Genomic DNA, 22,036 nt, shown 5'->3' on the forward strand with positions numbered 1-22,036 from the left:
GCAAGCCGCTCAATCTGTCCAATCCGAGGGGCGCACTCCAGGAGAGGCCGCAGCCGCAATCAAGGGCGAACTCACTCCGCGCGGCGCGGCGACGCCAGCAGAAACTCGGTGACGACCTGGTTGAACAACGCGGGCCGCTCCAGATGCGCGATATGCGCACAGTCCGGCAGAATGGCCAGTTGCGCGTCCGGCAGGCCGCGGCGCAAGCCGACGAACTGCTCCAGCGAAAAGGATCGATCACGCTCGCCGGCGATGACCAGAGTCGGCATCGCGATTTCGGCCAGGCGCGCGCGAATGTCCCAATCGCTGCAGGCGGCGAGCGTCGCGGCCGCCTTTTCCACGTCGACATTCGTCAATGCTTCGCGGCAGAGGTCAAAATACGGGGTGTCCGCTCCCTCGACGAACCAGGTTTCGGCGATGCGCGTCGCCGTCGCGGCCAGCCCGTCCCGGCGAAAGCGCGCCACTGACTCCCCGACGGTCTCGAAGCGCGCGGCGGTATCGATGAAGGCGGAGCTCCCGTAGATCACCAGACGCTCAACGCGGTCCGGTTGCGCCAGCGCCATCTCCTGCACGATGAAGCCGCCTATCGAGCTGCCGACAAGATGGAAACGCTCCACTCCAAGCGCGTCCAGCTGTTCGAAAACGGCTGCGCTGAAGTCGCGCGGCGCGCCTGGCGCTGGCGACGCGGCGCTGGCCCCGAAACCCGGCAGATCGACGGCGATGGTGTCAAAGAAGCGGGCGAAATGCGCCATCGCCGGCCGCCAGAGGCAGCTGCCGCCGAGAAAGCCGTGCACCAGAACTAGCGTCGGCCCTTGCCCGCGTCGGACGTAGTTGATCATCGTTTCACCTCAGTACGTTTGGCAGCCAGAGCGCCAGGTTGGGGAACAGGAACAGCAATACGATCATCATCGCCAGCATCGCGACGAAGGGCAGGCTGCCAACGATGACATCGGTGATCGACACCTTGTCGGGGGCCAGCCCCTGGATGACGAACAGGTTGAGCCCGACCGGAGGCGTCAACACCGCGATCTCCATGGTGATGGTGAAGACGATGCCGAACCAAACCAGATCGAAGCCGAGCGCCTGCACGATGGGGAACACCGTCGGCAAGGTGATGAACAGCATCGAGGTTGGCTCAAGGAACATGCCGATCACCAGATAAAAGAGAATGATCAGGCAAATCAGCACGGTCGGCGGCAACGCCGTCGCGGTCAGCGCGGCGGCCAACTCCTGCGGCACGCCATAGAAATTCAGCACGTAGCCGAACAGCAGCGCCCCCGCCAGCATCAACCCCAGAAAGCCCATGGTGCGCATGGTCGCCAGCAACGCCTGGCCGAGGGCCGCGACGGTGAGGCCGCCGAAAGCGAAGGCGAGCAGCAAGGTGAACACCACCGCGACGGCGGCCGCTTCGGTGGGCGTGGCGACGCCGAAGTAGATCGAGGCGATGATGACGAAGCCGATGATGAGAACCGGAGACACGCCGACCACCAGATCGCGCCAATCGAAGCGCTGCCCGTCGGCGCGCGCGGGCACGCCAGACGGGTCGAACAGGCGCCAGCCCAACACCACCAGCGCGAAGAGCAGGGTCATCACCAGGCCCGGCGCGACGCCGGCGACGAAAAGCTGGCCGATCGAGGTGTCGGTGATGATGCCGAAGTAAAGCAGGATAAGGCTGGGCGGGAGCAGCACGCTGAGCGTGCCGCCGGCCGCGACGACGCCGGCGGCCAGGCGCCGGTCATAGCCGAGCCGCAGCATCTCCGGCAGCGCGACCCCGCCGATGGTGAGCGCCCCGATCATGCTTGAGCCGCAGACGGCGCCGAAACCGGCGCAGGCGCCGACGCTGCCGATGGCCGCCGATCCCGGCATGCGGACCCCGCGATGCATCGCGCGGTAGAGCGCCGTGCCGATATTCGAGCGGCCGACCAGCTCCCCCAGGAAGACGAACAGCGGCACCGCCAGCAGGATGTAGTTGAACCAGGTCTGCCAGATCATGAACTCCGCGCCCATCAGGGCCCGGCGCAGGTCCTGGACATGCCAGAAGAACGGGATCGCGGCGCCGGCCAGCGCGAAGGGCAGCGGAAGGCCGATGGCGACGAGCACAAGCAACAGCGCCAGAATGCCGGCGAGCGCCTCGTACCACTCCATCTCAACGCTCCCCGCCGAGGAAATTCTCGGCAAGACGGATCATCGCAAGACCTATGAAGACGACGAACGCCAGCGCGACCGGGATCCACAACCAGAATTCGGGCCACTCGATCACGTTGGAGACCGAACCGTTGCGCCATGTGCGCGAGACGGCTTTGACCGCGACGGTGGCGAAGAAGACGCCGATCGCCGCCATCAGCATCAGGTTGAAGATATCCAGGGCCCGCTTCACCGGCCCCGGCAGCACGTCCAGCAGCAGCGTGACCCGCGGCAACGCGTCGCTCTTGAACGCATGGGCGAGCCCGAGAAACGCAATCGGCACCAGCAGCAGCGCCGTGGCCTCGGTGACCAGCGCGTCGGGCGCGCGGAACGCATAGCGCGCCACGACGCCGTAACTGATCCACAAGGTCACGACCGCCATCAAGGCGGCGCCGAACCAGGCGAGCCCGTCCGCCGCCCATGCGAAACCACGACGCAACCGCCCCACGCCGCCGCTGTCGTCAGCAGGCAGCCTCAAAATGCGTAGGCCTCGAACAAGGCTTCGACCTCGGCGCCGAGCTCGGGCCCGCAATTCTCATCCTGCTTGACCTCGTCCCACCAGCCGTCCTGAAGCTGCGCCACCATGCGGGCGCGGTCGTCCTTGCTGACGGAACGGGCGTTCAGGCCGCCGTTCATTACCGCGTCGCCGACCTTGCGGTCGATCCAGTCGGTATAGCGCGGAGAGGTCCATTCCTCGGCCTCGCTGGCCGCCGCCAGAACCGCCTTCTGATCCTCCGGAGAAAGCTCGTCGAAGCGGTCCTTGTTCATGGTGTAGACGGTGTTGCCGTAGTAGAGGTCGGCGTTCACCATATACGGCAGCACTTCGAAGAGGCCGAGCGACTGAGATGTCGCCACGCCCATGTTGATGCTGTCGACGACGCCGCGTTCGGCGGCCTGATAGGTTTCGGCCGGCGGAATGAACACCGGCGAGCCGCCCCACAACTCGATGGTCTTGGTTACGATCGGGCTGACCGAGCGAACCAGGCGCTCTTCGAGTTGGTCGAGCTTCTCGATTGGTTCACGGAAGAACCATTCCTGATCATAGGAGAAGTTCGAGGACATCAGCACCACCGCGCCAGCCTCCTCGAACTGCTTGCCGATGAGCGCCATCAGCTTTCTGTCGAATTCGACGTGCTTGCTGTAGTCGATCGGGGTTGGCGCGAAAAACACCTTCCTGTAGCAGGACACCCGAGCGTCGACGAGGGGCGTCGCCGCGGCGTCGGCCAGGCCGGCGGTCACGGCATCCCAGGCCTTGGGCAGCGGCGCCAGCGTGCTGGACGGGAACAGCTTGAACGTGACCCGCCCGTCCGTTTTCTGCTTCACCAGGTCGGCGAATTTCTCCAGACCCTTGTAGCGGATATCGGCGGTGGTCACGTAAGTGCCGAGATGCAGCTCCGTCGCGTTCGCAGCCGTCGTCGTCGCTGCGGCGCCGAAGGCCATCAGCGCCGCGCTCAAGGTGGTGCGCATTGTCTTCATTGCAGTCTCCCGGTTGCTTGTTGTTGCGGTATTCGTGTTCGGCCGAAACATTCGCGCGCGACATGCAGTCAGCGCAGCCGAATCTCCATGAGGATCAAACCCGCCCTCTCGCGTTCGCGGGAGGCGGATACGCCCGCCCGCGCCGCGCCTGAGAATGGCGTGCAGTCCTTCAAGCGCATGCAGTCCATTATCGCTGGCGCGCGCCGGCGACGGAGCTGGCGCGGCGGCGGATGGCGCCTCGCCCGGCCCCCATCACCATGGCCGCCGAGGCCCCGACTCTGGATGCGGGTAAGGCGCGCCAGAGTCCCCGCGGGGCGCACAGCGGCTTGGCCGTGACGTCCATGTTTCCCTCCGGCGCATTTTAAACTATATAGGACTGTAGCAATGAGGCGTTATCCCGTCTAGGGCTTTCGTCGGTGCTGGCAAGCGGAAGGCGGCTCGTGTCAGTCAAATCCCTGGATGAAATCTCGCACTCCCTCGCCATGGCGAACGGCGTTCGCGGCGCCGGGCCGAAATACCGGCTGCTCTATGACCAGATCCTGCAGCTTATCGAGCTTGGACGCTGGAAGGCGGGCGACCGGCTGCCTCCGGAAGCCGAGTTCGCCCAGCGCATGCCGGTCAGTCTTGGCACCGTGCAGAAGGCGCTGCGGCTCTTGGCCGAGGATGGTCTGCTGGTGCGCCGGCATGGCGACGGCACCTATGTCGCCGCGCCTGCGGTCAACGCCGCTGAAATCCGCTATTTCCGCTTTGTCGATGACACCGGCCGCCAGTTGCCGGTGTATCCCAAGGTGCTGTCCGTCGAGCGCTGCGGCGAGGCGGGACCATGGTGCGACTTTTTCCGTGATGAAAAGGATTTCGTGCGCATTACGCGGCTGGTCAGCGTGAACCGGGAATTCTCCGCCTTTGGCGAGTTCTATCTGCCTGCGAGCCGCTTCGCGATGTTCCTGGACTACACGCCGCAGGCGCTGGACGGCGTCGCTTTCACTCATCTGCTCGCCACGCGCTTCAATGCGCCGGCGCTCCGTATCTCGCAAAGGATCGACTTCGCCGCGATCCCGGCGCGCGTCTGCGCGCTGATCGGGGTCGAGCCCGGCGCCGCCGGCCTTCTGTGGTCGAACCGCGCCCATAGCTTCCGCGACGTGCCGCTCTACTTCCAGCGTTTCCACCTGCCGCCCAACGGCCGCAGTCTGGAGCTGTGGGATCATGTCGCCTAGAGGCGGCTTCGGTAATCCGAACAGTCGGAACCGGAGGCTCCTCCACGCATCGGCGACATGAGCGCCACGAGCGGGGAGAGATCAATGGCGATACGACTGGCGTAAGCCGCGACAAACGAGATGGCCGCGATCCCGAAGTCAGTGATGCATTTTCATGTTTCCCTGATGCTCCCTTCCGTCAAACATACCGGCATACTCGCGCGACCGATCTGATGGCGGAGTCCGAACGCCGATGCCTGACCGCCGCCCCGACCCAACATGGAACCTTGACGTCCCTCCGGCGGCCGATCCTGTTCCCTATGACGAATCCCTCGTCAACGACGACGCGTTCGACACCGAGGACCTGCCGACTCTGGAAGCGGTGTTTGGACCGGCATTTCTGCACGAATGGTCATCCCGACTGGAGGCGGAGCGGAGGCCGACGGTAAAGACGCCAGTGACGCCGGAACGCCTCGCGGAGCGGCTGGCGGGGCTTGCCTTCATCGCCGAGGCATTCGCAACGTTGAGCGCGCCGGAGCCCGACGGCGTCCATCAGATGTCCGATGACCAGCGCCGCGCCGCGCGCCGCCATCTCGAAAATACCCGGAGGGCGTTCGACGGCTATCTCGCGTTCCGCCGCGCGTTGTCCGACGAGTTCGGAAGCTCGCTCCTTCCCTCCGGCGAGGATGTCGACAAGGCGCTCAGTTCGCTGAAGGCGAGCCTCGAACATGTCGAAGTTCGGCCTCGGGCGCGCGGCCACTATGAGCTGCTCGTCAAGGACGTCCGCGTGATCCTGAAGCAGCTGACTGGAAACACCGGCCGGGTCGTCGATCGAGAGACAGGTGTTGAGAGCGGTTTGCTTTTCGATTTCTCGCTCGCGCTGATCGAGCGACTCGCGCCCGGGATCGACCCGACGGCGGCGGCGACGCGGATCAGGACGGCGATCCGCGCCCGGCGCTGAGCCGCATGCGGGAAAACGCCTCCAAAAATTACACTGTTTTCCGCATGTGACGGGCGTGGCGACGCAGCCGAGGGTGCTTCGCAAGAGAAAGCAACCCGAGGCCGCGTCATGAAGCCCGAGACGATCACCCGCCTGATGACCCGCGACGAGGTCGCCGAGACCTGCGGGATATCGAAGCGCCATCTCGAGCTGGCGCCGTCGCGACGGGAGGGACCGGCCTTCCTCCGGATCGGCCGCAGCGTGCGCTACCGCCCGACGGACGTCGCAGCCTGGCTCGAGGCCCAACTCGTGCGACCCGGGACGGAGCGTGATCGATGACCCGAAAGATCGCGAGCCCGCGCCTCCTGACCATTCGCGACGCGGCGGAGGAGGCCGGCGTCTGCACGCGCACGGTGCGCCGCTGGATCAAGGCGGGCCTCCTTCCAATTCGCCGGCTCGGCGGATCAGAACGCCTCGTCCGGATCGAAGAGAACGTCTGGCGCGCCTTTCTGAGGGAGGCGTGACGATGTCCTCTCCCGTCCGTGAAAGTCTTCTTGTTTCAATGGCCTGTAAAGGTCTCGGGAGCACTCGGCCATCAGAACCATCGGATTCGTCTCCGGCGACTACATCTCCATGCCCTGACCTCTGCCAACCCGCCGTGGGCGGCCCACCAATCGGGCAAGCCAATCCTTCGGTCGCGAGTGTTGTGGTCCAGCCGCTTGTGGACCGGCGACAGGCCAGCCCGCTTCAAGATCAACACCTTGATTCGGTCGGCGGGCTTGGCGTGGAACGCAAAGCTGCGCCGGCTGGCGGGTCACGCCCGGGCTATCCGATACGTCGTATGACAGCACTGATCCCATCTAACTGAGAAACGTCGGCATTCGGCTGATCAGCAATTTCGCGACTGCCGGCCGACGAACGCTCCGGCGGAAATTGGACCGCCCCGGGGCGCCACCGATCAGCCAACCCAGCCGGCCGTACGGCGCCAGTCCACCGGAAGCTTCGCAAAACGGCGCAGTGATAGCGACTCGAGCTTGGCAAAGCTGCAAGCGCCGTCCAGCACGAGGTCGCGGATAGCCCGGCCGCTGGCCGGCGACAGGCCGAAGCCGACGCTGGACATGGTCGCAATGGTGACGTTTTCAGGGTCGAACAGGCGCTCGATCACCGGGCGGCCGTCGGGCGTGTTCTCGATCACCCCGGACCAGCTGCGGATCACCCGAACATGCGCCGCCTTCGGGAACAGGCTGGTCAAGCGGCCCGCTAGGCTGCGGATCATCGGTGTCACCGGTTTCTCCGGCTCGTTCATGTCGTCGAGGTCGATCCAGTCATGCGGACCGCCGCCATAAGCAAGATTGCCACGCAGCGTCTGGCGGCCATAAAGTCCGTGTCCATCCCCGCCACCGAATGGCAACGTTGGGATTGGCTCGGTCACCAGCATCTCGGCCCGTGCAGAGGCCAGCGGCAGCGTCACCCCCAACAGTGCAAGCAGGGCAGCGGTATGCGGCCCGGCGGCGATCACCAGTGCATCGCAGCCGAAACTGCCACGCGAGGTGAGGACGCGCGAAACCCGGCCGCCGGTAGTCTCGACGCCGGTCACGGTGGTGTGCTGGAGGATTCGTCCTTGCAGATCGCGCAGGGCGAATGCATAGGCCAGCATGGTACGTTGTGGATTGGCATGGCCGCCGAACCTTAGAAAAATGCCGCCATGCCCTTCATCACCGACGATCGGCACCAAGTCGCGCACCTGATGCTGGTCCAGCACTTCCACCTCGAAGCCCTGGCGCATCGCCGCGCCAGCGCCGCGATTCCAGTAATGGTCAAGTTCCTCTGGCGTCAGAGTGATGCGCAGTCGGTGCGGCTGGAATTCGGTGGGATAGCCGAGCAAGCGGTCCAATTCAGGCCAGAGCCTCTGCTCTTCGCGGAATAGCGGGCTGTTCGGATGGGTGCAGCCACCGCCATTGCGTCCCGACGCCTCGGCACCGATCACGCCGCGCTCGATCACCAGAACGTCGTGGCCAGACCGCGCCAGCCACCAGGCGGCACTGAGCCCGGTTGCGCCGCCGCCGATGACGATGACCGAGGCGCCGCCGTCAGTCATCGGGTTTATCTTCCGTGAGGTCCGCATCGGAAGGCAGCGATTGCGTTGCAATGCTGAACCAGGAGACCCAAGTTTCGCTGATAAGTGGCAGTTCCCGTTCGGGTGCCAACACCGACAGCGGCAGCGGCCGGACCGGCGGGCGATAGCTGGCGAGGGGGATGTCGGCGATACCGGTCCCGGTGCTGGCGGCCAGTAGCAGCGCGACCTGATCGCGGCAGCGGCGGCCTTGGCAGACCCCCATCCCAGCACGGGTTAAGCGCTTGATCTGGTCCTGATTGACCGGCGGCTCTGCCAGCAGCGCGCCGAAGCCCCTGTCGTAAAGCGCCGCGCCATAGGTCTCCTGCAGGTAGCCCGGAGGCCGGAGCCCGACCAGATCGCGTAGCGCCACGTTCTCGCAGAGGCAGATTTCCAGCCTGTCGCCTCCGGCCGCGCATGAGGCCTGCAGCCACCTGTCCCAACACGCGATCTGATCACGCCTGCCAGTCCGCTGGCTGGCGGACGCCGTGGCGCCGGTATCGTGACCGAGGTCTCGTGCGACCGTCTGCGCGGCGACGCGCCCCTGGATGATTGCGGCGTCAGGCGAAGCGATTTCGGTATCGCCCAGTCCGGTGCAGTCGCCGACCGCAAGGATGGCGCGGTTCGAGGTGCGCATCGCGGCATCGATCTTCGGGCAATGGCCGCCGAGATTTGGATCGAACACCGTGGCGCAGCCTGCCGCCGCGAGCAGTTCCACCGACGGGACCGCACCAACGGCCGAGCAGATAGTGTCGCAGGCGATCTCGTCTCCTTGCCGCGGATCGGCGGCGACCAAGGGGATCAATCGGACCCCGGTGACACCGGCGCTTTGGCTGACGACCGCCTCGACCGTGAAGCCCTGGCGGACGGTGATACCCAGTTGTTCGAATCCGGCGCTGATGTCTGCCGGCAGGTCACCCGTGTCCACTTCGACCGCCGCCGGCACGTGGATGCCGGCCTTGATGGCCATGCGGCAGACGCGCAGCGCCAGCGGTCCGGTGCCAAGGACGACCATCCGGCGCCCCGAAAAGGCGCGATATGTGCCGATCAACTCCTCGGCGCCGCGTGCTCCGACCACTCCGAGGGCACCCCAGCCAGGGAAAGCCAGTCCCAGATCGCGGGCGCCAGTGGCGACGATGACGCGGTCGTAGCCGACCATCCAGGACCGCGTTCCGTCGGTCAGGCCCAGCATCGGCGCCGGCATCGCGGCGCTCACTTCGGAAGGGAACAGGCCCCAGGCCGAAACGCCGAGCTGGATGTCGATCCCCACCTCGAACGCGTGCTGAATGGCGGGCCGGGTATCCACCAACCGTTCGATCACCGCACCTCGGGCGCCGGCGGATCCGTCCATGCGCCCACCGAAGCGCAGCGGAATGTCCATTCCCATCAAAGCCCGGTCGATTGGGTGCTCCTCGACCAGCATCACCTCGACACCCAGGGCCGCGGACTCGGTCGCCGCCGCCAGTCCGGCCGGACCCGCACCGACGACGATCAGCTGCACATGCCGCTCGGGTGGTAGGAGCTTGCCGTGGATGTTCGACGGATCGGGATCGCCGCCGTGAGTAGCATCAGGTGACTTCATCGCCGTTGTCCTTGGTGTTGCCGGCAGCAGCAATACAAGAAATCCGTTCCTCGGTATCCTGCGTCAGTTGGTAGAAGGCGTCCTGCGGCTGGTCCAAGCCGAGAGCTTCGTGGGGCGAAAGCCCCATGTACAATCCCCGCAGAAGCATTCCGGTCTGGCCATGGCAAACAACTACCAGCGGCCGGTCTAACTTCTGCGCAAGAAAGGCCCCGATGCGGTCGACGACTCCCTCCAGTGTCTCGGCCCCCGGCGCGTCGAGGAACCAGTCGTCGTCACGGTCAGGCGGGAACTGCACACCGCGAGCCACGACCTCGGAGAAGGTTAAGCCTTCCCACTGGCCGACGCCGATCTCGCGTAGGCGCGGATCGGTTCGCCAAGTCACGGCGAGGCCATTCAACTGACCGATCACGATCTCGGCGGTTTGCAATGCCCGCCCCAGCGGGCTGACGGCCACGTCGACGCCGCCAGATGCAAGCCGTGCGGCAAGGGCGACCCCCATCCGCCGCGCCTGTTCGCGCCCATGCGGTGTGAGCGGCGAGTCGCGGTGGCCCTGCAGCCGGCCCTCAACGTTCCATTCTGTTTGTCCGTGCCTCAGCACGTAGATCGGTGTTTCGGTCACGGGCAGATGACTTCCACTTCGGCGTCATCGAGAGCGGCCAGATAGGCCCGCCCCGGCCGCGCATCGGTGATCAGAGTATCGATGGCGCCGAGCTCGTAGGTGACGAAACGGGCGCTGGCGCCGAACTTGGAACCGTCGGCCAGTACGATCAGGCGCTTGGCGCGGTTGGTCAACGCCTTGTTCATCTCGGACAGCATCCGCTCGTGGTCCAAGCAGCCAACATCGAGTGTGATGCTGCTGGTTCCTACGAAAGCGATGTCGTAAATCTGGCTCTGCGCCATCGAAATCGCTGCATGGCCGGCAAGGATCCCGTGATCGGGATAAAGCCGCCCGCCGGTCAGGAATATCTCGTGATTATCGCCGTGGCCAAGCGCGGCGCCGATGTCGATCATATTGGTGGTGCATCGAAACGGGACATGGCCGGACAGCAGCCGGGCGAGCGCCAGTGTGGTCGTGCCCTCGCCGATGAAGACGCTGTCGCCTTCTTTGACTAGATCGCGGGCCAGCGCCGCGATAGTCGCCTTTCCCGTCTGGTTGATACGCTCACGCTCGATCAGCGGACGAATGCCGGCTGAGGGCGTGGCGACGGCCCCGCCGTAGACCCGTTTCAGCCTGCCTCTTCGTTCCAGCACCTTCAAATCGCGCCGGATGGTTTCCCGCGAAACGTCGAACTCTTCCGACAGTGCCGCCACCCGGAGCGCCTGATCACGCAGGAGCCGCTCCAGCAGTTGTTGCTGGCGCAGTGCGGAAATGCGCACGACAGGGCCATCATGTGAGGTCATCCCCAATCCCGGTTCTCCCTGTTAAGTGGCGACCACTACGTAAATCCTTCACAAAGCCACAAAATCACAACTTTCCAAGCCGTGCAATCTTCTTATTAAGATATTGATACATATATATAAATTAATTGTGGGTAGCCCAGTAGCACGAAAAGTGGAAGACTCAATTGACGGATTGTGTGGTTTGGTTATGATCGTAATCAGACAACCTTCCGCAACGCGTTGGCCAAATGGCCAGGAAAGGATGAAGCGCTCATGCAGTCAAATTGCTCTGCACTTGCTCAGCTGAATCGCCGGCAGTTTGGTCAGATCATCGCCGGCGGCGTCTCGGCCCAGTCGCTCTTTGCACTCCCCGCCTTCGCCCAGGGTGCAACTGATGTAGTCGTCGGCGTTTCGCGGAACCCCGCCTCGCTGGAGCCTTGCATCGAGTACTCGACGCAATCCTGGCGGGTTCACTTCAGCATCTTCGACACCTTGCTGCGCTTTGATGAAGCAGACAATTTCCGCTTGGTGCCCTGGCTGGCGAAATCTTGGAAGCGGGTCGACGACCGAACAGTCGACTTCACTCTTCGCGAGGGCGTCACGTTCCACAATGGCGACACTTTTACGGCCGATGACGTGGCCTTCACCTTCGGTCCCGAACGTCTCTCGGCGGAAGGCTCGCCGGGCTATCCGATGACGAGGGCGACGCTGGGCACCATCACGCACGTCGAAGCCCTGTCACCCACCGTGGTTCGCTTCGTCACCACCGGCCCGGACCCTCTCCTGGAGATGCGGGTGGCGACCTTTCCTGCGCAGATCGTCTGCAAACGGGCCTACAACGAAGCCGCCAGCTTCGATGCCTGGCAGGCCGCGCCGGTGGGTACCGGCCCATACAAGGTGCGCGAGTTCCGGGCCGGCGACTACGTCCAGCTCGACGCGTTCAAAGACTACTTCGCTGGGGCGCCCAATGCGGCGACGCTGAAATTTCAGGTCGCGCCCGAGGTGTCTTCGCGCCTCGCCGGCCTCGTCTCCGGGCAATTCCAGATCATTACCGAGCTCACCCCGGATCAGTTCGACATGGCAAAATCAGCCGGTGGCTCAGTCGTCGGCGGCAAGGTCGCCAACAACCGCACCATCGTCTACGACACCACCAATTCGGTACTGCAGGACGTGCGCATCCGGCGGGCGCTGACGCTCTCGATAGATCGCGACCTGATCACCGAGCAGCTCTGGGGCAGCAGCATTGGTGTGCCGAACGGTAATCAGTGGCCGGGATTCGGGGATCTCTACTTCACCGACTGGCCGGCCTATTCGTTCGAGCCGGACGAGGCCGCCGCGCTGGTGAAGGAGGCTGGATACGACGGGACGGCCATAGAATACCGTATCACCGGCACCAACTATACATTCGAGACGCAGACCGCAGAAGTTCTGGTGGCGATGTGGAAAGCGGTGGGGCTGAACGTACAGCTGGTATTCAAGGAGAACAGCCAGCAAATTCTGGTGCCCGAAGGTCGCGGCATTCGCAACTGGTCGAACTCGATGGTCTATCCCGACCCACTGGGCGGCTGGTGGCGGCTCTATGGTCCCTACGGGCCGGTACAGCGCGCGAACAAGGAATGGGCCAATGCGGAGTTCAATGAGCAGTCGAATATCCTCGAAACCAATCTTGATCCCGCAGCGCGCAAGGCGGCGTGGCGCAGGATGATGGAGATTTACCACAATGACGATCCGCCGGGGACCGTGCTGCACGACTTCGGCATGTTCTATGGCCTTGCTAAGGGCATCGACTGGACGCCGCTTCCGGCAGAATATATGGATTTTCGCAAGGAAAACCTGACGATCGAAGGATGATGACAGAAACGGACAGTGGGCGGGGAGGACGAGTGCCTATCCTGTCCGTCTCCGGTCTGACCGTGAGCTTCGAAGGCGACGGCGGGCCGCTGCCTGTTGTGCTGGACCTAGGTTTCGACGCCGATGCTGGCGAGATCCTTGGGCTGGTGGGCGAAAGCGGCTCGGGCAAGAGCGTCTCCTGCATGGCGATCGCGGGCCTGCTCGGCGCCGCGGCAGAGGTTGCCGGCGACGTTCACTTCGACGGCATACAACTGATTGGATTGGCGCCCGAGGCGTTCCGGCCTCTGCGTGGCAAACGCATCGCAATGGTATTCCAGGACGCGATCGGCGCGCTCAACCCGATCCAGACCATCAGCAGGCAGCTGCGAGAGGTGATACGCCTTCATCGCCCCGAGGCAAGGGGGGGCAACCTGGCCCGGGAACTGCTAGGCCAGGTCGGTATCGAAGATGTCGAGCGTTGCCTGGCCAGTTATCCGCACATGCTGTCGGGAGGGATGAACCAGCGGGTGATGATCGCTTCGGCCCTCGTGGGTAATCCGGACCTGATTATCGCGGATGAACCGACCACCGCACTGGACGTGACGACCCAAGCACAGATCCTTGACCTGCTGGTCGAGAAGCAGCGCGAATACGGCGTAACCATGTTGATTGTCACCCATGACTTGGGCGTCGTGGCGCGAGTCTGCGACGCGGCGGCGGTAATGTATGCCGGCCGCATCGTCGAGAAGGCGCCGGTTGAGATCTTTCTTGAACAGCCGGCTCATCCCTATTCTGCTGCGCTTATCGCGGCAATGCCCGGCCTCTCTGGCGGCGATGGGAAGATGCAGTCGATCGACGGCACAGTTCCTCCGCCTTCGGCTTGGGGTGACGGCTGCACATTCGCGCCGCGCTGCCCGCGCGCCACCGACCTATGCCGGGCGCAGACGCCGGTAACGACCGTGATCGGCGCGCAATCCTACGCCTGTCACCATCCGCTGCCAGGTAATGGCCGTGTCTCTAGTTGAGGTACGCAACCTCTCAATGACCTATCGGCTTGGCGCCGGCATGCTCGGCCGCACGCGGCTGTTCCGGGCGGTTGACGACGTGTCGTTTTCGATCGACGCCGGCAAGGTCTACGGCCTGGTCGGGGAAAGCGGCTCGGGCAAATCAACCGTCGCCCGGTTGGTGCTGGGTCTGTCTCGGCCTAGCGGCGGAGAGGTCCGCTTCCAAGGCGAGGACATCAGTAGTGTCACGCCGGCGCGCTGGAAGGAACTCCGCCGGGAAATGCAGATGGTGTTCCAGGATCCGATGAGCGCACTCGATCCGCGCATGCCGGTCCTGGATCAGGTCGTCGAGCCGCTGACGATCCATCGTATCGGCGCCGCCGCCGAACGCGTTGCCGGGGCCGAAGCGATGCTGGCCTCGGTCGGCATCGGGCTGGAGCTGCATGGCCGCTTCCCGCATCAGCTATCGGGCGGCCAGCGGCAGCGGGTGGTCATCGCCCGCGCCCTAATTCTGTCACCGCGGCTGCTGGTCTGCGACGAGCCGGTCTCGGCGCTCGACGTCTCGATTCAGGCGCAAGTCATCAACCTGCTGGCGGATCTGCGGACCCGGTTGGGAGTCGGCTATCTGTTCATCAGTCACGACCTGCGCGTCGTCCGCCACATCGCTGACGATATCGGTGTGATGCATAAGGGTTGTCTGGTCGAAACCGGGCCGGCGGAAAACATCTTTCGCCATCCGCAGCACGCTTATACGCGGGCGCTTCTCGCGGCCAGCCCGGATCTGGTGCCCAGGCGCTGTCAAAAAGGCCCGATTGCGCCCGGCGTTTCAGCAGGCCAGCCCGCCGGCCACCGCAGTGACTGCACCGCCATTTCATCGGCTCGGCTGTGACCCTGCTTCGCGCGCTCCTGAAAAAGATCGCCCGGTCGATCTTGACGCTGTGGCTGGTGGTCACGTTCGCCTTCGTGGTTCTGCGACTGTCAGGCGATCCGGCGCTGGCCGTCCTGTCGGATCAGGCGATGCCGGAATCGGTGCTGGCTTTTCGCGAGGCGTGGGGTCTCGACCTTCCCATACATCAGCAATACCTCGCCTATCTCAAGGCGGTTTTAACCGGCGATTTCGGCGTATCCTACGCCAGCCGGTCTCCAGTGACCGGCCTCATCGCCGAGCGGGCGCCGATGACGCTGTTGCTTATGGGGCTGAGCCTGCTCCTGATGCTGGCGATCGGCATTCCCGCCGGGGTGCTGGCGGCGGTGCGCCGAAATTCGTTCATTGACCGGCTGGTAATGGGACTGGTGGTGCTGGCGCACGGACTTCCCAGCTATGTCACTGGCATCCTGCTCATTCTGGTCTTCACCGTCCAGTTGAGGCTGCTGCCTGGCAGCGGCGCCGAAACCCCGCTCAGCCTGATCATGCCGGTCATCACCATCGGCGCTTCGGGAGCGGCGGTCATCGCCAGATATTGCCGCTCCTCGATGCTGGAGGTGCTGAATAGACCGTTCATTACCGCCGCCGTCGCCAAGGGCGTCTCACCACGGCGAGTGCTATGGCGGCATGCCTTTCCCAATGCCGCAATCCCGCTGATCACCATCATCGGCTTCATCGTCGGCGGCCTGATCGGCGGCGCTGCGATCACCGAGACCATTTTCGGCTGGCCCGGCTTGGGCCGTCTGCTGGTCGCGTCGGTGCAGAGCCGTGACCTGGCCGTCGTGCAGGCGCTGCTGCTATTGATCGCCGCCTGCATGGTGGTCGCCAATCTGACCGTCGACCTGCTCTATGGCTGGCTCGACCCCAGGACGCGGCACGGATCGTCGCCGAGAAATCAATGATTGGCGCGGCCGCCACTCCGAAGACGAAGATCCGCCGCCGCCGCCGGCGCCTGCCAGTAGTCATCGTCGTCGCCTTCGTCTGGCTGGCCGTCATCACGCTCGCCGCAATATTCGCGCACGCTCTTGCGCCGCACGACATGGCTGCGATCAACCTGCGCGCCCGGCTGCTCCCGCCCGATCCGTTCGGCGAATACCTGCTCGGCACCGACGACCTGGGGCGCGACGTGTTCAGCCGCACCCTGGCTTCTGTTCAGACCAGCCTGCTGATCGCTCTTCTGGGTACCGGAATTGGCGCCCTTCTGGGCACCGTGCTGGGCTTGGTGGCGACGCATTTTCGCGGCCTTGTTGACGATCTGATCATGACTCTGGTCGACTTTCAGGCGTCGATGCCGTTCCTGATCATCGCGCTGACAATGCTGGCCTTTTTCGGCAACCACTTCATCCTGTTCGTTCTGGTTGTCGGGCTGCTAGGATGGGAGCGCTACGCCCGCGTGGTGCGCTCCGTCACGCTGGTGGTGCAAAATCAGACATATGTGCTGGCGGTGCGCCAATTAGGCGCCGGACCGCTGCGGCTCTACCTGCGGCACATCCTACCGAACGTCATGAACGTCATCATCGTCAACATGACGCTGGTTTTTCCCGAGATCATTCTGCTGGAAAGCGGCCTCAGTTTCTTGGGAGTGGGCATCCAGCCACCTCTAACCAGCCTCGGCAGCATGCTGGGCTTTGGCCGCGACTATCTGACCTCGGCGCCGTGGATCGCGCTGGCGCCCTCTGCGGTGCTGTTCTTCACTGCGCTGTCGATCAGCCTCGTTGGCGATTGGCTGCGGGACAAGCTGGACCCGAACCTGCGCAGCCGCGCCGAATGACTATTATGCCTTGAGGAGCGCCACTCTCATGAATCCCAAGTTCGTCGTCGTCGGCTTTGATGGCCTGAGGGCTGATCTCGTCACCGAGCGCAATACCCCTAACCTGATGCGGCTGGCCGAGCGTGGGGTGCGCTTTGCCAACCAGCGATCAGTCTTTCCCACCGAGACGCGTGTCAACATGACGGCGATCTCAACCGGCGCCAATGCCGGGCGGCATGGTGTCGTTGGCAACCGTTATCTCGATCCGAAGATCGACCCCGAGGTGCCGTTCAACACCTTTCTGCGCACGATGATCGACCGAGGCCAGATCGCCTATGACGGTCGACTGGTTGAGGCGACGAGCCTGGGCGAAATGCTGCATCGCGGCGGCAAGCGGATGGCGGTGGTCGCTTCGGGCTCCGAGGGAACCTCGATGATGAAAATGCACGACGTCCGGCAGCTTTCCGGCAACCTCACCGTCTCGTGCCATTACCCCGGCATCACTACGCCGGACGCCGTGGCGACCGAGGTGGCGGCCCGGTTCGGGCCACCTCCCGATATCAGGCATCCCGATACCGCCATCGTAAAATACGCTACCGACGTTTTTCTGGATTATGTTTGGCCCGAGCATTCGCCGGACGTGACCATCCTGTGGTTCGACGAACCAGACACTAGCCTGCACTATCTGGGTCTCGGCACTAAGGAGACGCAGGCCACGATCCAATATTGCGACGCCCAATTCGGCAGGATCCTAGACTGGGCGGCAGCCCATCCGGAGGTACAGGTCATCGCGATGAGCGATCACGGCCATGTCGCTATGACTTGGGGTGCCTCAGTTCCCCAATTCCTACGCGAGGCTGGATTCAGTGTCGGCGACCATCTGCAAGGCGACGCCGATCTGGCGATCCTTCCGGGCCACACCGGCAAGCTGCATGCCCGGCCCGAACACCGCCGCACGGTGCTGCGTGACGCTGTCCATGCCATGATGGAGCAGCCTTGGTGCGGAATGATGCTGGCCAAGGCGGGAATCGAGATTGAGGGCACCCTGCCGCAGAGCCTAGCCTTCGTCGAACATCCGAGAAGCCCCGACATCTATTACACGATGCGGACGGACGGCGGCCTGGGCCGCGATGATTTGCCTGGACGGACGTGGTACGACACCACCGGCAACGCCCTGGCGCCGGGTGCGGGGCAGCACGGCGGCCTGCAGAAGGAAGAGGTCAATGGCTTTCTAATCGCCGCCGGCTCGCTGTTTCGCCAAGGTGTGGTGTCCGAGGTCTTTTCGGGCATCCCGGACCTTCATCCAACGATCCTGCACGGGCTGGGTCTAGCGCCCGCGGACAGTGCAACCGGACGGCCGCTGCTGGAGGCCTTAACGGATGGGCCGGAGCGTCCGGCCTCACCCGGCATCGAGGAGTTTACCTCGGCATGGGGGCGCTACCGCCAAAGCCTTCGTCGAGTCAAAGTTGCTGGTGCGACCTATCTCGACCACGGCTATGCTGAGACGCTTTGACATCTACACTGGCGGACGGAGGGTGGCGATGGCGTCCGCAGGAGGTGTCTGGAGTTATAGGATACGCCGGTCCCTCCCCAGCCCCAGGTTTGTTCTCACTGAGTTCGGGCAGAGATGGGGTGGATGCCGCTCTCTCCCCAACGGCGTCGCAATGCGCCAAGCTTGTGATGTTGAAGTCACAAGAGAAACAAGAGGGCATCCATGAAGGAAGTTAGCATCATCGGCGTCGACCTGGCAAAGAACGTGTTCCAGCTGCACGGCGCGGCCGCGGACGGTTCGGTCATTTTCCGCAAGAAGCTGTCGCGCCTGCAATTCCAGCGCCTTCATGGCGGTGCATCCGCAATGCCTCGTGGTGATGGAGGCCTGCGGCGGTGCGCATCACTGGGCGCGGGAACTGGTGCGGGTCGGCCATGAGGTGAAACTGATCGCACCGCGCTACGTCAAGCCGTTCATCAAACGGCAGAAAAACGACGCGGCGGACGCGGAGGCGATCGTGGAGGCGGCGCTGCGCCCGGCCATGCGCTATGTCGAGCCGAAGACCAGCGAACAGCAATCGCGCTCCATCCTGTTCCGCACCCGCGAGCAGTTCGTGAAACAGCGCACTGAAGCGGTCAATGCGCTGCGGTCGCACCTGTACGAGTTCGGCTTCATCGCGCCGGAGGGGATCGGGAATCTTCCGCGCCTCGGCGCCCTCATCGAGGATGCAAACTCCGATTTGCCGCCACTCGCCCGGGAAGTCTGTCGCGAGTTGCTGCAGCAGATCGCGAACCTGAGTGGCCGGATCAATGCCATTAAAAGGAGGATCGACGCGATTGCCAGGGAAGGCGAGACATCGCGCCGCATGCAGACCATGCCGGGTGTGGGTTCGATCAGCGCCCTGGCCGTCGAGACCTTCGCGCCGCCGATGGAGCAGTTCAAACGCGGCCGCGACTTTGCAGCTTGGCTTGGGCTCGTGCCGCGACAGGCGTCGACCGGCGGCAAGCAACGGCTTGGAAAAACCTCGAAGATGGGCCAGCGCGACATTCGCCGTCTGCTGATCACCCGCGCGATGGCCGTGATCCGCTGGGCCTTGCGCCGTGGCGCACCGCAAAACCCCTGGCTTGAGCGCATGTTAGAACGCAAGCCGCCGATGGTCGCGGCCTTCTCACTGGCCAACAAGATGGCGCGCGGCCTCTGGACAATGCTCACGCGCGGTGAAGACTATCGCGGTCCGGTGATCGCCAGCGCCACCTGAGTCGGCAGCAAAACGCGAGAACGGAGCACAGAGTTGTGAGGAAGGCATGATCCGAATGGGCAAATGATCGACATGATCCGGGTTGGGCAAACCAGAAACCTTCTCAGAGCCTGCCCCGAAATGAGTTGAGCGATATCAGAGGGTTGTGATTCACGTCGGTTTGCAACGACTGACGGAGGCCCGATGCCCTGGGATGATATCGCCCGCGCGGAATATGCGCGACGGTCAGCGCGCTATGCAAGCGACCTGACGGATCGGGAATGGGAGGTGATCGCCGCCTACATGCCTGATCGACGCGGTCTGGGCCGCCCGCGCACGACCGATCTGCGGGAGGTGATGAACGCGATCCTTTACATCGCCTCGACCGGCTGCCCTTGGCGCTATCTACCGACGGAGTTTCCGCCTGTTTCGACCGTGCAGCGTTACTTCTACCGCTGGCGGGACGAAGGCTTCTGGCCCGCACTCAACAATGCGCTGGTGATGGTGTCACGGGAGCTGGAGGGGCGCGAGGCGTCTCCGACCGCAGGCGTGATCGACAGTCAGAGCGTGAAAACCACAGAGGCGGGAGGGGTTTGCGGCTACGACGCTGGGAAAAAGATCAGGGGCCGCAAGCGCCACATGGTGGTCGATACGATTGGGCTGATGGTTGGCCTGGTCGTTCACGGCGCCGGCGTGCAGGACCGCGACGGCGCCCCGCTCGTGCTGGCGTCCATCCGCAGACGCTGGCCGTGGCTGCGCCACGTCTTCGCACCCTCTCGGTGAATGTTCCATTCACCTGCCGGGCGATGGACGGCGGCTATGCCGGGAAGAAACTGCGCCGCGCCCTGACCGGGTTCGGCGACTGGCGCATCGAGATCATCAAGCGATCTGATCGCGCCGAAGGGTTCGAGATCATTCCAAGGCGATGGGTTGTCGAGCGCACCTTCGCATGGCTTGGCCCCCTCTCGGCGTTTGCGCGCAAACGCCTGCCGGGCAACGGATGCCGCCGTCTCGCCAAGGACTGGGAGCGATCCATCGCCTCGTCCGAGGCGTGGGCGAACGTCGCGCATATCCGACTGCTCACCAGACGCCTCGCAAGGTATTGTTATGTTTGACCGAGTTTCGAGCCAGGCTCTCAGAGCTTCGAGCTCGCTGTTGAAGATTTGGCCCCGGTCCGCGCATCTCCATCTCGGCCAGCGGCATCAATCAGGCCGCGCTAACAGGCCTGACAAGAGACTGCACTCGATCGCATGTCTAAGGTTCAGAAATTCCTTGCAAATGAGGGCACCATCCACAAGAGAAGGTTCTACGTCAGTCCCATCCCCTCCGCAATCTGCCATTTTGCAAAGGTTATCTGATCCTGATTAGGGTGAGAGTATTTCGTCAATTTTAGGGATCATGGCGGACCGGCCATTCACCGACGCTCGCGCACGGCGTCTCGAAAGCGTTCTCTCGCACCGACAGTCTTCGGACTGATGACTGAGCATGCCGGTGAATAGCATAGAATGATTGTATGCGCGTGGCTATCCTGAAGGATCTAAGGAGGCTATTAGCTTCCTGAAAGCGACCGCCCACTCGGAGCTCTTCGTGCGTACGCCGGACCCGAGCATGCACTGGACGGCGTCCAATTACCGCTCCGCGCCAGAGGTTTTGGGCGTCGTTTTGAGCGGTGGCGAACCCAGCGAACAGGTCACATCTTTCCGCCGGCTTCCCGCAACGCCATATTTTCGTCGCGCATCTGACTCAGGAGTCAGAACGCCGATGCCTGACCGCCGCCCCGACCCGATCTGGCATCTTGACGCGCCTCCGGCGGCCGATTCGGTTCCCTATGACGAGCCCCTCATCAACGATGGCGTATTCGGCGCCGAGGACCTGCCGACTCCGGAACGTCTTGCGGAGCGGCTGGCGGAGCGGCTGGCGGGTATCGGCTTTACCACCGAGGCCTTCGCGACGATGAGCGCGCCCGAGCCGGATGGCGTCCATCAGATTTCCGAGAACCAGCGCCGGGCCGCGCGCCGCCATCTCGAAAATACCCGGAAGGCGTTCGACGGCTATTTCGCGTTCCGCCGCACATTGTCTGACGAACTCGGCATCTCGCTCCTTCCCTCCGGCGAGGATGTCGACAAGGCGCTCGGATCGCTGAAGGCGAGCCTCGAACATGTCGAAGTTCGGCCTCGGGCGCGCGGCCACTATGAGCTGCTCGTCAAGGACGTCCGCGTGATCCTGATGCAGCTGACTGGAAACACCGGCCGGGTCGTCGATCGAGAGACAGGTGTTGAGAGCGGTTTGCTTTTCGATTTCTCGCTCGCGCTGATCGAGCGACTCGCGCCCGTGATCGACCCGACGGTGGCGGCGGCGCGGATCAGGACGGCGATCCGCGCCCGGCGCTGAGTTTCATGCGGGAAACCGCCTCCAGAACTGACACGCTTTTCCGCATGTGACCGGGCCGGCGTGACGGCCGAGGGTGCTTCGCAAGAGAAAGCAACCCGAGGCCGCGTCATGAAGCCCGAGACGATCACCCGCCTGATGACCCGCGACGAGGTCGCCGAGACCTACGGGATATCGAAGCGCCATCTCGAGCTGGCGCCGTCGCGACGGGAGGGACCGGCCTTCCTCCGGATCGGCCGCAGCGTGCGCTATCGCCCAACGGACGTCGAAGCCTGGCTCGAGGCGCGGGTTGTGCGTCCCGGGATGGAGCGGGATCGATGACGCGGAAGATCGGGAACCCGCGTCTCATGACCATTCGCGAAACGGCGGCGGAGGCCGGCGTCTGCACGCGCACGGTGCGCCGCTGGATCGCGAACGGACTGCTTCCGGTTCGACATCTTGGCGGCTCCAGACGTCTCGTCCGGATCGAAGAGAACGTCTGGCGCGCCTTTCTGAGAGAGGCGTGACGATGTCCTCTCCCGTCCTCGAATATCATGCCGTTTCAA

General features: G+C 64.0%; 21 protein-coding genes and 2 pseudogenes. 15 read left to right on the forward strand and 8 right to left on the reverse strand.

Going from position 1 to position 22,036, the window contains the following annotated elements:
* Nucleotides 1-71: 71 nt before the first annotated feature.
* Genes G5B40_RS15070 through dctP form a run of 4 tightly spaced genes read right to left on the reverse strand, consistent with a single transcriptional unit; the run spans nt 72 to nt 3,660 of the window.
* On the reverse strand, nt 72-839 hold the full coding sequence (locus tag G5B40_RS15070; protein WP_165100145.1) for an alpha/beta fold hydrolase: 768 nt from the start codon (nt 837-839) through the stop codon (nt 72-74).
* Nucleotides 840-843: 4 nt separating this feature from the next.
* Nucleotides 844-2,145 (reverse strand): TRAP transporter large permease, encoded by a 1,302-nt coding sequence (locus G5B40_RS15075; protein WP_165100148.1) that lies wholly within the window; start codon nt 2,143-2,145, stop codon nt 844-846.
* 1 nt (nt 2,146) lies between these two features.
* Nucleotides 2,147-2,662 carry a TRAP transporter small permease gene (locus G5B40_RS15080; RefSeq protein WP_165100151.1) on the reverse strand — a complete coding sequence of 172 codons (516 nt, stop codon included), beginning with the start codon at nt 2,660-2,662 and terminating at the stop codon, nt 2,147-2,149.
* Nucleotides 2,659-3,660: a TRAP transporter substrate-binding protein DctP gene (dctP, locus tag G5B40_RS15085; RefSeq protein WP_165100153.1), complete on the reverse strand. Its 1,002-nt coding sequence runs from the start codon at nt 3,658-3,660 to the stop codon at nt 2,659-2,661. Before dctP ends, G5B40_RS15080 begins: the two co-directional genes overlap by 4 nt.
* Nucleotides 3,661-4,100: 440 nt before the next feature.
* On the opposite strand from dctP, the gene G5B40_RS15090 reads away from it, so the two are divergent.
* The 4 genes from G5B40_RS15090 to G5B40_RS15105 all read left to right on the forward strand — a co-directional run bounded on the left by G5B40_RS15090 (nt 4,101) and on the right by G5B40_RS15105 (nt 6,317).
* On the forward strand, nt 4,101-4,874 hold the full coding sequence (locus G5B40_RS15090; protein WP_165100156.1) for a GntR family transcriptional regulator: 774 nt from the start codon (nt 4,101-4,103) through the stop codon (nt 4,872-4,874).
* Nucleotides 4,875-5,106: 232 nt separating this feature from the next.
* Nucleotides 5,107-5,814: a hypothetical protein gene (locus G5B40_RS15095; RefSeq protein WP_165100159.1), complete on the forward strand. Its 708-nt coding sequence runs from the start codon at nt 5,107-5,109 to the stop codon at nt 5,812-5,814.
* Nucleotides 5,815-5,922: 108 nt separating this feature from the next.
* Nucleotides 5,923-6,132, forward strand: a complete 210-nt coding sequence (locus G5B40_RS15100) for a helix-turn-helix transcriptional regulator (RefSeq protein ID WP_165100161.1) — start codon at nt 5,923-5,925, stop codon at nt 6,130-6,132.
* Nucleotides 6,129-6,317, forward strand: a complete 189-nt coding sequence (locus G5B40_RS15105) for a helix-turn-helix domain-containing protein (RefSeq protein WP_165100164.1) — start codon at nt 6,129-6,131, stop codon at nt 6,315-6,317. Before G5B40_RS15100 ends, G5B40_RS15105 begins: the two co-directional genes overlap by 4 nt.
* A gap of 434 nt (nt 6,318-6,751) precedes the next feature.
* Here the strand turns inward: G5B40_RS15105 and G5B40_RS15110 are convergent, their stop codons facing one another.
* The 4 genes from G5B40_RS15110 to G5B40_RS15125 are packed head-to-tail and all read right to left on the reverse strand — an operon-like array spanning nt 6,752 to nt 10,889.
* Nucleotides 6,752-7,891, reverse strand: coding sequence for an NAD(P)/FAD-dependent oxidoreductase (locus tag G5B40_RS15110; RefSeq protein ID WP_165100166.1), 1,140 nt, complete (start codon nt 7,889-7,891; stop codon nt 6,752-6,754).
* Nucleotides 7,884-9,488 (reverse strand): NAD(P)/FAD-dependent oxidoreductase, encoded by a 1,605-nt coding sequence (locus G5B40_RS15115; RefSeq protein ID WP_165100169.1) that lies wholly within the window; start codon nt 9,486-9,488, stop codon nt 7,884-7,886. The genes G5B40_RS15110 and G5B40_RS15115 overlap by 8 nt, the downstream gene beginning before the upstream one ends.
* The gene (locus tag G5B40_RS15120) at nt 9,475-10,107 is read right to left on the reverse strand and encodes a histidine phosphatase family protein (protein ID WP_211907343.1); all 633 of its coding nucleotides are present in this window, start codon (nt 10,105-10,107) and stop codon (nt 9,475-9,477) included. The genes G5B40_RS15115 and G5B40_RS15120 overlap by 14 nt, the downstream gene beginning before the upstream one ends.
* Nucleotides 10,104-10,889, reverse strand: coding sequence for a DeoR/GlpR family DNA-binding transcription regulator (locus tag G5B40_RS15125; protein ID WP_165100172.1), 786 nt, complete (start codon nt 10,887-10,889; stop codon nt 10,104-10,106). Before G5B40_RS15125 ends, G5B40_RS15120 begins: the two co-directional genes overlap by 4 nt.
* Nucleotides 10,890-11,141: 252 nt before the next feature.
* Here G5B40_RS15125 and G5B40_RS15130 point away from each other — a divergent pair, with 252 nt between their 5' ends.
* From G5B40_RS15130 to G5B40_RS15180, 11 genes and pseudogenes are all read left to right on the forward strand, one after another.
* A complete protein-coding gene (locus G5B40_RS15130; protein WP_165100175.1) occupies nt 11,142-12,719 on the forward strand; it encodes an ABC transporter substrate-binding protein in 1,578 nt (525 codons plus the stop codon).
* Nucleotides 12,720-12,751: 32 nt separating this feature from the next.
* Nucleotides 12,752-13,723 (forward strand): ABC transporter ATP-binding protein, encoded by a 972-nt coding sequence (locus tag G5B40_RS15135; RefSeq protein ID WP_165100178.1) that lies wholly within the window; start codon nt 12,752-12,754, stop codon nt 13,721-13,723.
* Nucleotides 13,724-13,739: 16 nt separating this feature from the next.
* Nucleotides 13,740-14,591 (forward strand): ATP-binding cassette domain-containing protein, encoded by an 852-nt coding sequence (locus tag G5B40_RS15140; RefSeq protein ID WP_211907344.1) that lies wholly within the window; start codon nt 13,740-13,742, stop codon nt 14,589-14,591.
* Nucleotides 14,588-15,529 (forward strand): ABC transporter permease, encoded by a 942-nt coding sequence (locus G5B40_RS15145; protein ID WP_246209559.1) that lies wholly within the window; start codon nt 14,588-14,590, stop codon nt 15,527-15,529. The genes G5B40_RS15140 and G5B40_RS15145 overlap by 4 nt, the downstream gene beginning before the upstream one ends.
* The gene (locus tag G5B40_RS15150) at nt 15,526-16,398 is read left to right on the forward strand and encodes an ABC transporter permease (RefSeq protein ID WP_165100184.1); all 873 of its coding nucleotides are present in this window, start codon (nt 15,526-15,528) and stop codon (nt 16,396-16,398) included. The genes G5B40_RS15145 and G5B40_RS15150 overlap by 4 nt, the downstream gene beginning before the upstream one ends.
* A gap of 28 nt (nt 16,399-16,426) precedes the next feature.
* Nucleotides 16,427-17,890, forward strand: coding sequence for an alkaline phosphatase family protein (locus tag G5B40_RS15155; RefSeq protein WP_165100187.1), 1,464 nt, complete (start codon nt 16,427-16,429; stop codon nt 17,888-17,890).
* Nucleotides 17,891-18,091: 201 nt separating this feature from the next.
* Nucleotides 18,092-19,124: pseudogene (locus tag G5B40_RS15160) on the forward strand (IS110 family RNA-guided transposase).
* Between the two features lie 183 nt (nt 19,125-19,307).
* Nucleotides 19,308-20,218, forward strand: a pseudogene (locus G5B40_RS15165) (IS5 family transposase).
* Nucleotides 20,219-20,864: 646 nt separating this feature from the next.
* Nucleotides 20,865-21,494 (forward strand): hypothetical protein, encoded by a 630-nt coding sequence (locus G5B40_RS15170; protein ID WP_165100189.1) that lies wholly within the window; start codon nt 20,865-20,867, stop codon nt 21,492-21,494.
* A 108-nt stretch (nt 21,495-21,602) separates the two neighbouring features.
* Entirely contained in the window at nt 21,603-21,812 is a 210-nt protein-coding gene (locus G5B40_RS15175; protein ID WP_165100192.1) for a helix-turn-helix transcriptional regulator, read from the forward strand.
* Entirely contained in the window at nt 21,809-21,997 is a 189-nt protein-coding gene (locus G5B40_RS15180; RefSeq protein WP_165100194.1) for a helix-turn-helix domain-containing protein, read from the forward strand. The genes G5B40_RS15175 and G5B40_RS15180 overlap by 4 nt, the downstream gene beginning before the upstream one ends.
* Nucleotides 21,998-22,036 lie beyond the last annotated feature (39 nt).

Origin of the sequence: Pikeienuella piscinae (genome assembly GCF_011044155.1) — a bacterium.
Taxonomy (GTDB): Bacteria; Pseudomonadota; Alphaproteobacteria; order Rhodobacterales; family Rhodobacteraceae; genus Pikeienuella; species Pikeienuella piscinae.

Bases quoted from the DNA above. Each gene is read 5' to 3' on its own strand.
- G5B40_RS15170 (WP_165100189.1), top strand. From the start codon at position 20,865: ATGCCTGACCGCCGCCCCGACCCGATCTGGCATCTTGACGCGCCTCCG.
- G5B40_RS15110 (WP_165100166.1), bottom strand. From the start codon at position 7,891: ATGACTGACGGCGGCGCCTCGGTCATCGTCATCGGCGGCGGCGCAACC.
- G5B40_RS15140 (WP_211907344.1), top strand. From the start codon at position 13,740: ATGACCTATCGGCTTGGCGCCGGCATGCTCGGCCGCACGCGGCTGTTC.
- G5B40_RS15095 (WP_165100159.1), top strand. From the start codon at position 5,107: ATGCCTGACCGCCGCCCCGACCCAACATGGAACCTTGACGTCCCTCCG.
- G5B40_RS15070 (WP_165100145.1), bottom strand. From the start codon at position 839: ATGATCAACTACGTCCGACGCGGGCAAGGGCCGACGCTAGTTCTGGTG.
- dctP (WP_165100153.1), bottom strand. From the start codon at position 3,660: ATGAAGACAATGCGCACCACCTTGAGCGCGGCGCTGATGGCCTTCGGC.
- G5B40_RS15075 (WP_165100148.1), bottom strand. From the start codon at position 2,145: ATGGAGTGGTACGAGGCGCTCGCCGGCATTCTGGCGCTGTTGCTTGTG.
- G5B40_RS15180 (WP_165100194.1), top strand. From the start codon at position 21,809: ATGACGCGGAAGATCGGGAACCCGCGTCTCATGACCATTCGCGAAACG.
- G5B40_RS15130 (WP_165100175.1), top strand. From the start codon at position 11,142: ATGCAGTCAAATTGCTCTGCACTTGCTCAGCTGAATCGCCGGCAGTTT.
- G5B40_RS15150 (WP_165100184.1), top strand. From the start codon at position 15,526: ATGATTGGCGCGGCCGCCACTCCGAAGACGAAGATCCGCCGCCGCCGC.
- G5B40_RS15125 (WP_165100172.1), bottom strand. From the start codon at position 10,889: ATGACCTCACATGATGGCCCTGTCGTGCGCATTTCCGCACTGCGCCAG.
- G5B40_RS15105 (WP_165100164.1), top strand. From the start codon at position 6,129: ATGACCCGAAAGATCGCGAGCCCGCGCCTCCTGACCATTCGCGACGCG.
- G5B40_RS15115 (WP_165100169.1), bottom strand. From the start codon at position 9,488: ATGAAGTCACCTGATGCTACTCACGGCGGCGATCCCGATCCGTCGAAC.
- G5B40_RS15155 (WP_165100187.1), top strand. From the start codon at position 16,427: ATGAATCCCAAGTTCGTCGTCGTCGGCTTTGATGGCCTGAGGGCTGAT.
- G5B40_RS15175 (WP_165100192.1), top strand. From the start codon at position 21,603: ATGAAGCCCGAGACGATCACCCGCCTGATGACCCGCGACGAGGTCGCC.
- G5B40_RS15100 (WP_165100161.1), top strand. From the start codon at position 5,923: ATGAAGCCCGAGACGATCACCCGCCTGATGACCCGCGACGAGGTCGCC.